The 12,621-nt window shown below is 73.0% G+C and carries 13 protein-coding genes; 7 read left to right on the forward strand and 6 right to left on the reverse strand.

Annotated elements, in window-relative coordinates; genetic code table 11:
* Position 1: 1 nt before the first annotated feature.
* The 4 genes from proC to ACP6CK_RS27805 all read right to left on the reverse strand — a co-directional run bounded on the left by proC (position 2) and on the right by ACP6CK_RS27805 (position 2,182).
* On the reverse strand, positions 2 to 811 hold the full coding sequence (proC, locus tag ACP6CK_RS27790) for a pyrroline-5-carboxylate reductase (protein ID WP_426956580.1): 810 nt from the start codon (positions 809 to 811) through the stop codon (positions 2 to 4).
* Between the two features lie 12 nt (positions 812 to 823).
* Positions 824 to 1,327 carry a YbjN domain-containing protein gene (locus ACP6CK_RS27795; RefSeq protein WP_426956581.1) on the reverse strand — a complete coding sequence of 168 codons (504 nt, stop codon included), beginning with the start codon at positions 1,325 to 1,327 and terminating at the stop codon, positions 824 to 826.
* Positions 1,328 to 1,502: 175 nt separating this feature from the next.
* The gene (locus ACP6CK_RS27800) at positions 1,503 to 1,778 is read right to left on the reverse strand and encodes a hypothetical protein (protein ID WP_426956582.1); all 276 of its coding nucleotides are present in this window, start codon (positions 1,776 to 1,778) and stop codon (positions 1,503 to 1,505) included.
* A gap of 11 nt (positions 1,779 to 1,789) precedes the next feature.
* A complete protein-coding gene (locus tag ACP6CK_RS27805; RefSeq protein ID WP_426956583.1) occupies positions 1,790 to 2,182 on the reverse strand; it encodes an accessory factor UbiK family protein in 393 nt (130 codons plus the stop codon).
* 146 nt (positions 2,183 to 2,328) lie between these two features.
* On the opposite strand from ACP6CK_RS27805, the gene rfaD reads away from it, so the two are divergent.
* Complete coding sequence (gene rfaD / locus ACP6CK_RS27810) at positions 2,329 to 3,303, forward strand: ADP-glyceromanno-heptose 6-epimerase (protein ID WP_426956584.1); 975 nt, start codon at positions 2,329 to 2,331, stop codon at positions 3,301 to 3,303.
* Here the strand turns inward: rfaD and ACP6CK_RS27815 are convergent.
* Both ACP6CK_RS27815 and ACP6CK_RS27820 read right to left on the reverse strand, forming a co-directional pair.
* Positions 3,267 to 4,451: an aminotransferase class V-fold PLP-dependent enzyme gene (locus ACP6CK_RS27815; RefSeq protein ID WP_426956585.1), complete on the reverse strand. Its 1,185-nt coding sequence runs from the start codon at positions 4,449 to 4,451 to the stop codon at positions 3,267 to 3,269. The two genes, rfaD and ACP6CK_RS27815, sit on opposite strands and share 37 nt — an antisense overlap.
* Before the next feature lie 52 nt (positions 4,452 to 4,503).
* Positions 4,504 to 5,226: an aspartyl/asparaginyl beta-hydroxylase domain-containing protein gene (locus ACP6CK_RS27820; protein WP_426956586.1), complete on the reverse strand. Its 723-nt coding sequence runs from the start codon at positions 5,224 to 5,226 to the stop codon at positions 4,504 to 4,506.
* Positions 5,227 to 5,429: 203 nt separating this feature from the next.
* Here ACP6CK_RS27820 and lgt point away from each other — a divergent pair, with 203 nt between their 5' ends.
* From lgt to ACP6CK_RS27850, 6 genes are all read left to right on the forward strand, one after another.
* Positions 5,430 to 6,236 carry a prolipoprotein diacylglyceryl transferase gene (gene lgt / locus ACP6CK_RS27825; protein ID WP_426956587.1) on the forward strand — a complete coding sequence of 269 codons (807 nt, stop codon included), beginning with the start codon at positions 5,430 to 5,432 and terminating at the stop codon, positions 6,234 to 6,236.
* A 599-nt stretch (positions 6,237 to 6,835) separates the two neighbouring features.
* A complete protein-coding gene (locus tag ACP6CK_RS27830) occupies positions 6,836 to 7,801 on the forward strand; it encodes a class I SAM-dependent methyltransferase (protein WP_426959993.1) in 966 nt (321 codons plus the stop codon).
* Positions 7,798 to 8,568, forward strand: a complete 771-nt coding sequence (pgeF, locus tag ACP6CK_RS27835; RefSeq protein WP_426956588.1) for a peptidoglycan editing factor PgeF — start codon at positions 7,798 to 7,800, stop codon at positions 8,566 to 8,568. The genes ACP6CK_RS27830 and pgeF overlap by 4 nt, the downstream gene beginning before the upstream one ends.
* Positions 8,569 to 8,632: 64 nt before the next feature.
* Positions 8,633 to 10,330, forward strand: coding sequence for a dienelactone hydrolase family protein (locus tag ACP6CK_RS27840; RefSeq protein ID WP_426956589.1), 1,698 nt, complete (start codon positions 8,633 to 8,635; stop codon positions 10,328 to 10,330).
* Positions 10,331 to 10,498: 168 nt separating this feature from the next.
* Positions 10,499 to 11,476 carry a hypothetical protein gene (locus ACP6CK_RS27845; RefSeq protein WP_426956590.1) on the forward strand — a complete coding sequence of 326 codons (978 nt, stop codon included), beginning with the start codon at positions 10,499 to 10,501 and terminating at the stop codon, positions 11,474 to 11,476.
* 181 nt (positions 11,477 to 11,657) lie between these two features.
* Positions 11,658 to 12,590, forward strand: coding sequence for a ribose-phosphate pyrophosphokinase (locus ACP6CK_RS27850; RefSeq protein WP_426956591.1), 933 nt, complete (start codon positions 11,658 to 11,660; stop codon positions 12,588 to 12,590).
* The last annotated feature ends 31 nt before the right edge of the window (positions 12,591 to 12,621 follow it).

Below are 12,621 nucleotides of genomic sequence, written 5' to 3' on the forward strand. Positions count from 1 at the left end.
GCTAGCTCGCGAGCTCCCGGCTGCGATGGGTGGCGGCGTCGATCGCCTCGGGCACCAGCTTCGGCCAGGCCTCCTTGTCCATCAGCACCGCGAGGGCCCGCTCGGTCGTGCCCTTCGGCGAGGTCACGGCCTGCCGCAGAGCGCCGGCGTCCTCCGGACTCGCCGCGAGCAGCGCGCCCGATCCGGCGACCGTGGCGCGGGCCATGCGGCGGGCCAGGTCCTGCGGCACGCCCTGGTCCACCGCCGCCTTCTCGAGCAACTCCGCGAGCAGGAACACATAGGCCGGCCCGCCGCCCGACACGGCGGTGACGGGATCGAGCAGGCTTTCCCCCTCCACCCACGCGACCTCTCCGGTCGCGGCGAGCAGCCGGTCCGCCAGCGCCTTCTGGTCCGCCGAGACGGCGCGCCCCGCGACGGCCACGGTGAAGCCCTGCCCGATTGCCGCCGGCGTGTTGGGCATGGCCCGCACCACCGAGGCGCCCCCGAGCAGCGCGTCCATCACGGAGATCGTCCGGCCCGCCATGATGGAGACGAAAACCGCGTTCTTGGCGAAGCGCGCATAGGCGGGCAGGACGTTCGCCATCTCCTGCGGCTTGATCGCGAGGATGACGGCGGCGGGCGTGAAGTCGGCGGGGAGGCGCTCGGCATCCGGCACCACCTCCGCGCGTCCCGCGAACTCCTTCGTGGCCACCGTCGCCGGCTCGACCACGACGGCGCGGAGGATGCCGTGGGCCAGCCAGCCCTTCAGCAGCGCACCCCCCATCTTGCCGCACCCGACGAGCAGGACGGGCGGCAGCGGATCACCGGTCATGCGCGCGCCCCGTCACGCCTCGCCCGCGCAGTCGAGCATCGCGGCGGCGATCGCCTCCTCAGGCCGCTTGCCGCCCCAGAGCACGAACTGGAAGGCGGGGAAGAAGCGCTCGCACTCCGTCATCGCGATGTCCACCATGTCCTCCAGGCTCTCCACGCTCGCGGCGCGCGCGCCGCGCAGCAGGACGGCGTGGCGGAAGACGGGGATCCCCTCCTCCCCCTCAATCCCGAAATGGCCGATCCAGAGCTTCTCGTTGGCCAGCGCCAGCAGCTCGAAGAGCTTGCCGCGCGCCTCGGGCGGCACCTTCATGTCGAAGGCGCAGGTGAAGTGCATCGCGCTGATCTCGGTGGACCAGGAGAAGTGCAGCCCGTAGTCGCACCACTTGCCCGGCGCCTCCGCGGCGATCTCCCCGTCCGATCGGCGGTCGAAGATCCAGTCGTTGGAGGAGACGATCTGCTCCACGACGTCCAGGGGATTGGCGGCCCGGCTCCCTTCGACAACGAGGGTGGTGGACATCGCTGCACCTCCTGTTCGGGGAGGAGACCCACCGAGTCTTGGGCGACTCGTGCGGCCCAGCCCCCATAGGTTGATACTGCCATGCCGAACGCGCCGACAACCCCGAAGGATGCGGCGCAACAATCCGGCGCCGGCCGCGACTCGTCAGGCCTCTGGAACGTGATCGGCCCGCCCCTCAGCGCCGGCAAAAGAGGGCATCCAGGAGGAGAAAACCGTAGCCGAGCGCCAGCACAATCAGCCCGAGCAGGATCAGCAGAACGCCGATCCCGTACTTCGCCGTCTCGATGCCCAGCGTGATCATCGCGCGGCCGAAGGCGACGGTCTCCCGCCCCGCGAAGCAGCTGCCGCCCTCGTCCTCCGCCACACGCGCCGGTGCCTCGCCCCGCGCCCTCGGCGCGAGCAGCACAAGGGGCAGCAGGGCGGCGCCGCGCAGCGCCGCCCGGCGCCGCATCGGAGACGGGACTAGGGCGCGCCTTCCCCGCCGGTGGTCCCGGCATTCCCGGCGCCCTCGCCGGCCGCGGTACTGAACTCCGGCGCCGCGGGCATGGGGATCGGCATGGCCGCCAGGCGCGCCTCCAGCGCCGCGACGCGAAGGGCGAGCGCCTCGCTCTCCTCGCGGGCGCGACGGGCCACCTCCAGCGCGGCGTCCAGCTCCTCGCGCCGGACCAGCTCCAGCCGGGCGATCACCGCCTCGGTCTGCGCCTTCACCGCTGCCTCGATCTCCGCCCGCGCCCCGGACAGGACCGAAAAGGCGCCGCCCGCCATGCCGGCCAGGTCATCGAAGAACTTGCCGCGGCCCCCGAAGCCGCCGCCGAAGCCGCTGCCCGTCCCACCGCCCTGATCGCCCTCGCGCATCGCCGCCTCCGTTCGTTCCCGCCGAACATGGTCCCGCCGGGGTCCCGGGGGGAGCCCCACCCCCGGATTTCCGGCCCGCCCCATTCCGCCCTATACCCCCGCCGCCCGGCCCTGCCCTCGGCCGGCCCCCGATCGCAGGCGTCTCCATGTTCCTTATCACCGGCGGTGCCGGCTTCATCGGCTCGAACCTCGTCGCCGCCCTCTCCGCCCGGGGGGAGGAGGTGATGGTGTCCGACCGCCTGCGCGACGGCCCGAAGTGGCGCAACCTCCGGGGTAGCGTCATCGCCGGCATCGTCCCGCCTGCCGACCTGCCGCGCTGGCTCGACGGGGCGCCGAAGCTGCAGGCGATCATCCATCTCGGCGCGGTCAGCGCGACGACGGTGACGGATGGTGACCTGGTCGCCGACAGCAACCTGAATCTCACCCTGTCCCTATGGGACTGGTGCGCGCGGAACGAGACGCGGCTGATCTACGCCTCCTCGGCCGCCACCTATGGCAGCGGGGACCAGGGCTTCGACGACAACGCCGACCCGCACGCGCTCTCCCGCCTGCGTCCGCTGAACCTCTATGGCTGGTCGAAGCACGCGACGGACCGCCGCATCGCGCAAATACTCGCGCTGAACGGCACCGCGCCGCCGCAGTGGGCGGGGCTGAAGTTCTTCAACGTCTACGGCCCGCACGAGGCGCATAAGGGCCGCATGGCGAGCGTCGTGCTGCACAAGTGGCGCCAGATCGCCGCTGGCGAGCCCGCCACTCTCTTCGCCTCCGATCACCCGGACTATGCCGATGGCGGGCAGCTCCGCGACTTTGTCCACGTGGACGACTGCGTGAACGCGATGCTCTTCCTGCTGGACCATCCGGAGGTGTCGGGCCTGTTCAACGTCGGCAGCGGCCGTGCCCGTTCCTTCGCGGACCTGGCCCGCGCGATCTACGCCGCGCGCCAGCAGCCGCCCGACATCCGCTATGTCTCAATGCCGGATGACCTGCGCGGCAAGTACCAGTACTTCACGGAAGCCCGGATGGACCGCCTGCGCACCGCCGGCTTCGCCCATCCCCCGACCGAGCTGGAGGCCGGCGTCGCCTCCTACGTCCGCTGGCTGGAGGCGAACCAAGAGGCCTGACCCCGGTCGGGTTCCGACCCGTGATGGCCAAGCCGGGGCCACACGGCGTGCATGGCCCTTGCTACGACACCGACTTCGTCGATCGAATTGTAGCCGTGAAAGCTGAAGCGGACGCGCCCGCGCCCACCCCACGCATAGATCCCGGCCTCTTCCTCCAGCGCTCCCACGATGAGGTCCGCCTGGGGCGTCGCCACGCAGACGCTGGCGCCGTGCCGCACGGGATCGGCGGGCGTCGTCACGGGGATGCCGGAGGCCGCGAAGTGCTCCAGCAAGGCCGTGGTCAGCCGCTGGACGTGGGACTGGATATCCCGCGCCTCGAAGGCCGCAAGGTATTCCAGCGCCTCGACCAGCACGTAGAGGGACGGATGGGACGGGTTGCCCCGCGTGAACCGCATCGCGTCGGGCTTCAGCGTCGGCCTGCCCCCGTATTCCGGACGGGCTGAACCGCTGATCGAGTACCAGCCAGCGGTTCGCGGCTGCCAGTCCGGCTGGCGATCCCGGTTCCAATAGGCGATGGCCGTCCCGGTCATCCCGAGCAGCCACTTATAGCAGGCCGAGAAGGCGAAGTCCGCCTCTCCCGCTGCCAGCGGCAGGTAGCCCGCGGCCTGCGTGTGATCGACGACGAGCATGGCCCCGACGGAATCCGCGACCTTCCGCAAGGCCGCCAGATCGTAGCGCCGGCCATGCAGGTAGGAGACATGGCTCACGGCCAGCATCCGCGTGCGCCCGTGCACCCGCGCCGCCACGGCCCCGGGATCGTGCATCGGCGCGAAGCGGATCTCGACGCCGGGTGGCAGGCCCAGGCTCAGCGGCGCGACCACGGACGGGTACTCCGAGGCATCCAGGAGGACATTGTCGCCGTCGCGCCAGTCCAGGCTCTCGACGAGGAGCGACATGCCCTCGGCCACGGAGGAGACGAATCCGATGCTCTCCCGCGGGACTCCGAAGAGCCGGGCGGAGAGGTCCCGCGCGCGCTCCACCACCGCCTCCTGCGCGACGCGGCCGGCAGGACCGGCGCTCTTGTCGATCGCGTAGCGCGCGAAAGCCCGGTCGTGCCGCAGCAGGAACGCCGTCTCCCCGCCGGCGCAGACATGAGTTACCCCGGCAGGGATCCGGAACTGCGCCGGATCGAACAGCGTGCTCGCCATGATGTGGATCCCGGTCCTGATCGGAAGGGCGCCGTCCCTGCGGGGCGGCGGATCAGTTGATGACCGGCGTCCTGCGCCCGCTCAGCGGCACCGAGATGTCCATGGGATTGCGGATCACCGGCCCGGGGTTGGGGTAGTAGTCCACGAACAGGTTGATCCGGTGCTGCTTCCCCTTGTTCTTCACGGAATGCCGCACGCGGTTGTTGAAGTCGTACACGTGCCCCTTCTGCATCGCGAACTTCCGCCCGTCGATCTTGTACTCGACCGTCGGAGTGGAGGAGAGCGAGACGTGCAGCCGGTGCGCCCGCGTCGCCATCACCTGCCCGTCGATATGCGGCGCAATGTGTCCGCCGCCGCGCAGCCGCACCAGCGCTAGGCGCGTCACCACGCCGCGGGGTGTCCGCAGCGGCGCGATGGCCTGCTCCACCACCGGGCCCAGGATGTCCTTGAACCGGTCCCAGTCCGGCATGGTGTAGACCGGCCAGACGTCCGTGTCCTCTCGCGCGATGGGCATGTAGGGGTCGGGGCTCAGCCCCCGTTCCTTCGCCCAGACGAAGACCAGATCCTCGAAATGCTGGAGCCCCGTGCTGCTGGCGGAGGGGTGCCACTCCGTCTTCATCACGATGTTGTCCGTCACCGCATGGGCGCCGGACGCCAGCACGTCCTGGCGGAAGGTGTTCCCCGTCCAGTCGTCCTCCGTCAGGTCCGCGATCCGCCCCAGCAGCCCATCCACGTCGATGGCGCCGAGGTCCTTCAGCGGCACGCCGATATCCATGGCTCTTCCCCCAGTCCACGCGCGGGGCCATCCCGCCCGCGGCGGCCGGCATCCCCCGGGCGGCGCGCCGCTATCGCCCCGGACCTAGCAGCCCGGCGGCGCGCTGGTCATGAAAATCCCGTAATGCCGCGCGGGAGCCTGGCCCCCCGCCGGGATCCCCTCAGCTTTGATCCCGCCCCATCCTGGTCTAGGGACGGCCCCCGATGATCCCCGCCATCCTCTTCCCCGCCTTCGACCCGGTGGCGGTCGCCATCGGACCCTTCCAGATCCGGTGGTACGCGCTCGCCTACATCGCTGGCATCGTCATCGGCTGGCAGGTCGCGCGCCGCCTGGCCACCCGGGCCCCCGCCGCCTGCACGCCGGAGCAGATGGACGATTTCGTCACCTGGGCGACGCTCGGCGTCGTCCTCGGCGGGCGGCTCGGCTACGTCCTCTTTTACCGCCCCGACATCCTCTGGACCGCGCCGTGGGAGGCCCTCTACCTCTGGCACGGCGGCATGTCCTTCCATGGCGGGGCGGTCGGTGTCATCGTCGCCCTCGCCCTCTTCGCGCGCCGGTACCGGCTGCCCTTCCTGCTCTTCTCGGACCGGGTCACCAGCGTCGTGCCGATCGGCCTCGGCCTCGGCCGCCTCGCGAACTTCGTGAACCAGGAGCTCTGGGGCCGGACCACCGACGTGCCCTGGGCCGTGATCTTCCCCGCCGCCGGGCCGGAGCCGCGCCACCCCTCCCAGCTCTACCAGTTCGCGCTGGAGGGCGTGGTTCTCTTCGTCATCCTGCAATGGATCGTCCGCACGCCGTCCCTGCGCGCCCGCCCCGGCTTCACCGCCGGCGCCTTCCTGGCGGGCTACGGCGTCGCCCGCATCATCGGCGAGCTCTTCCGCCAGCCGGACGCGCATCTCGGCTTTCTCTTCGCCGGTGCGACGATGGGGCAGCTCCTGTCTGTGCCGATGATCCTGGCGGGGGCGTGGCTGATGCTGCGCAGCCGGCGCGTCGAGGTTCCGGCGGCGTGACCGGGCCGGAGCGCGAGCCGGCGACGCCCGTGCCGTCCGGCCCCCCCGCCCATCCGGGCGGGGTCCCGCACTCCGCTGCGGAGCTGCAAGCCGCCGGTCAGCTGCAGACGGACCCGGCACCGGCGATCGGCAATTCTCAGCTTCCCTCCGCCGCCGCACTGGCGGCGGACCCGGAGGGGAGCCTGCGCGCCACCCCCGTGCCGGCAGAAGAACCCAGGGGTGCGGACACACCGCACGTCGATGCGGCCCACTCCGTGGCCGAGAAGGCCGCGTCCCCAGCGACCCACCGGTCGGAGGACCCTCCGCCCAGTTCCGCCGCGGAACTGGCCCTTGGTCCGGCTGCCGATGCACCTCTCCCCGCGACGGGATCGGGGGGCATCGGGCATCCAGGGGACGCTTCCTCGCCGCCGTCCGCCGCCGAACTCGCCCCGGCGCCTGACGGGGAGGCCCCGACCGCCGCGGCACAGGCCGGGAGCCCGATCGCGCCCGCCGCGGCGCCCGGGGCCACGCCGCCGACACCGGCTGCCCCCACGCCAGCCGACATCCTCGGCCTCTCGCCCGCCCCGCCGCGCCATGCGCCCGAGCGCCTGGACCGCTTCATGGCCCGCGCCAACGCGGCCTACTACGCGGACCGGGACCCACTGGGACGGGACTTCATCACCGCCCCCGAGATCACCCAGGCCTTCGGCGAGTGCCTCGGCCTCTGGGCGGCCGTGACCTGGGTCCAGATGGGCCGCCCGGACCCTGTCCTCCTCGCCGAGGCCGGGCCCGGCCGCGGCACCCTCATGGCCGACGCCCTGCGCGCCGCGCGGGAGGTGATGCCGGACTTCATCCGCGCCGCCCGCCTCCATCTCATCGAGACCTCCCCGACGCTCCGCGCGATCCAGCGCCCCCGCCTGATGGGCGGCACTTGGCACGACAGCGCCGTGACCCTTCCGGAGGGGCCTCTGATCCTTCTCGGCAACGAGTTCCTGGACGCCCTGCCGATCCGCCAGTTCGTGCGCCGCGGCGACACCTGGGCCGAGCGCTGGGTGGAGAACGGCGCCTTCGCCGAGCGCCCGGCCGAGAACGCCCCGGCGCTGCCTGGAACCGCGGAGGAGGGCGAGGTCCGCGAGGTGAACGAGCCCGCCCGCGCCCTCGTCGCCGCCCTGGCCGCACGGATCGCGCGGAGCGGCGGCGCGGCGCTCTTCCTCGATTACGGCCCGGCCGAGAGCGCGCCCGGCGACAGCCTCCAGGCCCTGCGCGCCCATGCGCCGGCCGACCCGCTGGCCGAGCCGGGCCATGCCGACCTGACCGCCCATGTGGACTTCGCCGCCCTCGCCGCCGCCGCGCGCGCGGCCGGCGCCGCGGCTTACGGCCCTGTCCCCCAGGGAGTCTTCCTCGGCCGCCTCGGCCTGCACAGCCGCGCCGCCGCCCTCGCGGCGAACGACCTGCCCGGCCGCGGCCGGCGCCACCTGGAGGCCGCGGCCCGGCTGACCGCGTCGGAGGCCATGGGCCGCCTGTTCAAGGCGCTCTGCCTCTCCCATCCCGAGCTTCCCACCCCGCCCGGCTTCGAGACCGAATGACCGCTCAATTCCTGGCCGCCGAGGCCCTGCACGGCCTTCCGCACGGCTTCTTCACCCGCCGCGGCGGCGTCTCCGCGGGGCGCTTCGCAAGCCTCAACTGCTCCCTGTCCGGCCATGACGATCCGGCCGCCGCGCGGGAGAACCGCGCCCGCGCCATGCGCGCGCTGGACCTCGACCCCGCCTCCCTCTCTGGCCTGCACCAGGTGCACGGCGTGGACGTCGTCACCGTCGAGGCTCCCATCCCCCCGGGCCAGGGGCCGAAGGCCGACGGCCTCGTCACGAACCGCCCTGGGGTGACGCTGGGCATCGTGACCGCCGATTGCGGCCCGGTCCTCTTCGCGGACCGGGACGCCGGGGTGGTGGGCGGCTGCCACGCGGGCTGGCGCGGCGCCATCGCCGGGGTGCTGGAATCCACGATCGCGGCCATGGAGCGCCTCGGCGCCCGGCGGGACCGGATCGCCTCCGTCCTCGGCCCCTGCATCCGCCAGCCGAGCTACGAGGTCGGCCCCGACCTCCGCGCCGCCCTGCTGGAGGCCGATCCGCAGGGCGAGCGCTTCCTCGCTCCGGGAGCGCGGGAGGACCGCTGGCAGTTCGACATGGCCGGACTGATCGTCGCGCGCCTGCGCGCCGCCGGGGTCGGGACCGCGGCCGCCCTGCCGAACGACACCCTGGCCGAGGAGGAGAGCTTCTTCTCCCATCGCCGCCGCACGCTCGAGGGCGGCGGCCCGATCGGCCACCAGCTCTCCGCCATCGCGCTGCCGGGCTGACGCAACGCTTGTCCCGCCCGCTCCGGCCGGCGCAGTGTGGGGGCAAAATGGGCAGGGGCATGTCATGCGGTCCCGGACGATGCTGCTCGGCGCCCTGGTGGCGCTCCTACTCGGTTCCGCCAGCGGTTGGGCGGCGCCGGCCGACCCGGTTTTCGACCATCTTCCGCGATACCGCGTGACGCTTGAGAGCGGCATCGCCATCCCCACGCGCAGCCCCGTGCGGGACGCGCCGGACCGGCAGGACCAGGTCACCGCCGATCTCTACCGGCCCGGCCGCGCCGGGACGGTGCCCGCCGCCGTCATCGTCAACTCCTCCGGCGGCGTGGACCCGGAAAGCGAGCTCGTCTGGGCCCGGCTGCTCTCCGGGCTCGGCGTCGCCACCCTCGTCGTGGACAGCTTCTCGCCGCGTGGCATCCGCCGGACCAGCCGCGGCCAGTCGGCGCTCGATCAGTTCTATTCCAACCTCGACGGCGCGGCCGCCGGGCGCTGGCTGATGGCGCAGCCCTTCGTGGATACGTCCCGCATCCTCATCATGGGCCTCTCGCGCGGGGGCAACGCGGCGATCGCGAACGCGGTGCTGCAGCAGCGGCGCCAGATGCGGGCGGAGGACGTGCGCTTCGCCGCCCACATCGCCATCACGCCCGGCTGCTCGGTCCAGCAGCGGGACGCCAGGACCACGGGGGCGCCGATCCTGTTTCTCCTGGCGGAGCGGGACGACTACACGCCGGCCGATGTCTGCATCGACCAGGTCCGCCGTCTCCGCGCTGCCGGGAACGCGGAGACGCGGCTGGCCGTCTATCCCGGCGTGTACCACGCGCCGGAGCTGCCCTGGGGCGCCTCATGGGCCGACAACATCGAGGTCAGCCGTGGCTGCCTGCTGCTGCGCGAGGACAATGCGAGCGGCTTCACCGAGGTGAACCGGAACATCCGCCTGGCGCCGCGGGAGCTCACGTCCTTCAACCGCGAGAACTGCCTCGCGCACGGGGCGACGGTCGGGGGATCGTTGCGCATCCGCGGCCACATGGCCTCCGATATCGTGCAATTCCTGCAGGAGGCCGGCTTCCTTGAGGACCCGGGCCTGGGCCCGCTCCTGCCCGACTGCAATGCCTTGCCGGAGGACCGTACGCTTCGGCTGAACTGCACCAGGGCCCGGGGCGGCTGGCCGGGTGACGCCGTGGCGCTGGCGCTTCGCCTGCATCGCGGTGCCCAGGGCCTCGCGGCCGATCCGGCGCGCGGCCTCGCTATCCTCCGCCTGCTGGCGGAGCGCGGGGATCCCCGGGCCTCCCTGGAACTGGGCGTCATCGTGCTGCGCGGCGGCCCCGGTTCCCCGGCCGACCCGCGCGAGGCGCAGCGCCTGCTGGAGGCCTCGGTGGATGCGGGCTTCATCCCGGCGATGAACGCGCTCGGCCTTCTCCACCGCGACGGGCCGCCCCCCTTCCGCGACGAGGCGGCGGCGCGAAACTGGTTCCAGCGCGGCGCCGACGCCTTCCATGTCCTCTCCATGAGTAATCTCGCCCGGATGCTGGAAACCGGCCGCGGTGGCCCCGCCGATCCGGCCGCCGCCCGGCGCTGGTACGCGGCGGCGGCGCTGCGGGAGGAGCCCTGGGCACAGCTCCACCTCGCGGGCATGGAGGAGCGCGGGGAGGGCGGTGCCCGGAACGCGGAGGCCGCCCTGCGCCACTACCGCGCCGCAGCGGCGCAGGAGTTTCCCGGCCGGGACCGCGCGCGGGAGGGTGAGCGCCGCCTCCAGGCCGCGCGCTGAGAACCCCTTCCACCGCGCGCCGCCTCCAGGCCGCGCGCTGAGAACCCCTTCCGCCGCGCGCCGCCTCGGCCGATAAGCCCGGGGCGATGCCCTACCTGTTCATGTTCCTGGCTCTCGCCCTGCTGGGCCTGATGGCCTCCTGCGTCCTGGGCTGAGGAAGGGCCTGCCATGATCCTGCGCGCCCTCACCCTCGCGACCCTTGCCCTGGTCGCCGCCTGCGGCCCGCTGCCCCAGCCCTTCCGCGGCAATCCCGGGCGTCAGGCCCGGATGCTGGCCGCCCCGCCGGCCTACCGCATCGCCGTGCCGGCGCCGGACGCGGCCCTCCTCTCCGACACCGCCTCGGCCGACTACGCCGTGGCGCTGGCCGAGGCGCTGGAAGGGGCGGAGGTCCCCGTCGTCGTCGGCCCGCCCGCCCCGCTGGACTGGCGCCTTGCCGTCACCGCCGAGCTGGAGGGCCGGGGGGTCGTCCCGTCCTACGCCATGGAGGACGCCGACGGCCGCCCGCTGGGCCAGGTGCGCGGCGCCCCCGTCCCGATCGCCGACTGGAGCCGCTCCGATCCCGCCCTGATGCGCCGGGTGGCGGTCCGCGACGCGCCCGTCATCGCCGCCCTGCTCACGCGCGGGGAAGCCGCGCGCCGGGCGTCGGAGACGGTCTCCTTCACCGGGGCCGGCGGGCCGCCGCGGGTCCGTTTCACCGGCGTGCGCGGGGCGCCGGGCGATGGCAACCAGTCCCTCGCGGCCCGCATCCGCGACTTCCTCGCGACCAAGGGCTTGGTGGTGCAGGACGGGGCGCAGGGCGCGGCCTTCGCCGTCGCCGGCCGCGTCACCGTGGCGGATGCCGGCAATGGCAAGCAGCGGGTGGAGATCGTCTGGACCGTCTCCCGCCGGGACGGCCAGGACCTCGGCGCGGCCGCCCAGCTGAACGAGGTGCCGGCGGGTACGCTGAACGGCCTCTGGGGCGATGTCGCCTACGTCGTCGCGCAGGAGGCCTCGGGCGCCATCCGCGACATCATCGCCAATGCCGGTGGCCTGGGCGAGGAGGCGGCGACCCGCCGGGATTCGCAGCCGCGAGGCGCGGCTGGGCCGGCCGTGCCGCCGGCGGCCGGCGAGGCGGCGCCGATGCCCGCGCCGCCTCGCGCGCGCTAGCGCGGGCGTCCCGGCCGGCCGCGCGTGACGTGCCGCCCGCCGTTCGAGCCGGTCGCCATACCCGCGCCGCGATCCTGGGCTGATCCCGGCCGATGCCCGCGCGCAGGCTTCTTGCATGGACAGCCCCGGGAGGGGTTGCTAACCCCCACCCGCCGCGCCGCCCGGGACTCTGACTCACCCTATGAAGATCATCGCTGCCAACTCCAACCGCCCCCTTGCCGAGGCGGTGGCCGCGGCACTCAGCCTGCCGCTGACCCAGGCCAGCGTCCGCCGCTTCGCGGACATGGAGATCTTCGTCGAGATCCACGAGAACGTCCGGGGCGAGGACGTCTTCGTCGTCCAGTCCACCTCCTATCCCGCGAACGACAACTTGATGGAGCTGTTGATCATGCTGGACGCGCTGCGGCGCGCCAGCGCGCGGCGCATCACGGCGGTCATCCCCTATTTCGGCTATGCGCGGCAGGACCGGAAATCGGGCAGCCGCACGCCGATCTCGGCCAAGCTCGTCGCCAACCTCATCACCCGCGCGGGCGCGGACCGCGTGCTGACGATGGATCTCCACGCCGGGCAGATCCAGGGCTTCTTCGACATTCCCGTGGACAACCTCTTCGCCGCCCCGCTCTTCGCCCGCGACATCGGGGAGCGGTTCAAGGGTCGCGACCTCATGGTCGTGTCCCCGGACGTCGGCGGCGTGGTGCGCGCCCGCGCCATCGCGACGCGGCTGCACACGGACCTCGCCATCATCGACAAGCGCCGCCCGCAGGCCGGCGTGTCGGAGGTGATGAACGTGATCGGCGACGTGCACGGCCGCGACTGTATCCTGGTGGACGACATCGTCGATTCCGGCGGCACCCTTTGCAACGCCGCGGAGGCGCTGCTGAAGAACGGTGCACGCTCCGCCTCGGTCTATGTCACGCACGGCGTCTTCTCGGGCGGGGCCGTGGCCCGCATCGGCGCCGCGCCGATCGAGCACATGATCACCACCGACAGCATCCAGGCGACCGAGGCGGTGCGCGTCTCCTCCAACATCAAGCAGCTCACCATCGCCCCGTTGCTGGCGGAGGCGATGCGCCGGATCAGCGAGGAATCCTCGGTCTCCACCCTGTTCAACTGACGGATGGCCGCACCGCATCCGACGGTTCGGA

This window comes from Muricoccus radiodurans, from assembly GCF_050154705.1.
In the GTDB taxonomy this organism is placed as follows: Bacteria; Pseudomonadota; Alphaproteobacteria; order Acetobacterales; family Acetobacteraceae; genus Roseomonas; species Roseomonas radiodurans.

Coding starts and splice junctions, on each gene's coding strand:
- ACP6CK_RS27805 (WP_426956583.1), bottom strand. CDS start 2,182: ATGCGCGAGGGCGATCAGGGCGGTGGGACGGGCAGCGGCTTCGGCGGC.
- ACP6CK_RS27840 (WP_426956589.1), top strand. CDS start 8,633: ATGCGGTCCCGGACGATGCTGCTCGGCGCCCTGGTGGCGCTCCTACTC.
- pgeF (WP_426956588.1), top strand. CDS start 7,798: ATGACCGCTCAATTCCTGGCCGCCGAGGCCCTGCACGGCCTTCCGCAC.
- ACP6CK_RS27850 (WP_426956591.1), top strand. CDS start 11,658: ATGAAGATCATCGCTGCCAACTCCAACCGCCCCCTTGCCGAGGCGGTG.
- ACP6CK_RS27795 (WP_426956581.1), bottom strand. CDS start 1,327: ATGTCCACCACCCTCGTTGTCGAAGGGAGCCGGGCCGCCAATCCCCTG.
- ACP6CK_RS27830 (WP_426959993.1), top strand. CDS start 6,836: ATGGCCCGCGCCAACGCGGCCTACTACGCGGACCGGGACCCACTGGGA.
- ACP6CK_RS27800 (WP_426956582.1), bottom strand. CDS start 1,778: ATGCGGCGCCGGGCGGCGCTGCGCGGCGCCGCCCTGCTGCCCCTTGTG.
- ACP6CK_RS27820 (WP_426956586.1), bottom strand. CDS start 5,226: ATGGATATCGGCGTGCCGCTGAAGGACCTCGGCGCCATCGACGTGGAT.
- lgt (WP_426956587.1), top strand. CDS start 5,430: ATGATCCCCGCCATCCTCTTCCCCGCCTTCGACCCGGTGGCGGTCGCC.
- ACP6CK_RS27815 (WP_426956585.1), bottom strand. CDS start 4,451: ATGGCGAGCACGCTGTTCGATCCGGCGCAGTTCCGGATCCCTGCCGGG.
- proC (WP_426956580.1), bottom strand. CDS start 811: ATGACCGGTGATCCGCTGCCGCCCGTCCTGCTCGTCGGGTGCGGCAAG.
- rfaD (WP_426956584.1), top strand. CDS start 2,329: ATGTTCCTTATCACCGGCGGTGCCGGCTTCATCGGCTCGAACCTCGTC.
- ACP6CK_RS27845 (WP_426956590.1), top strand. CDS start 10,499: ATGATCCTGCGCGCCCTCACCCTCGCGACCCTTGCCCTGGTCGCCGCC.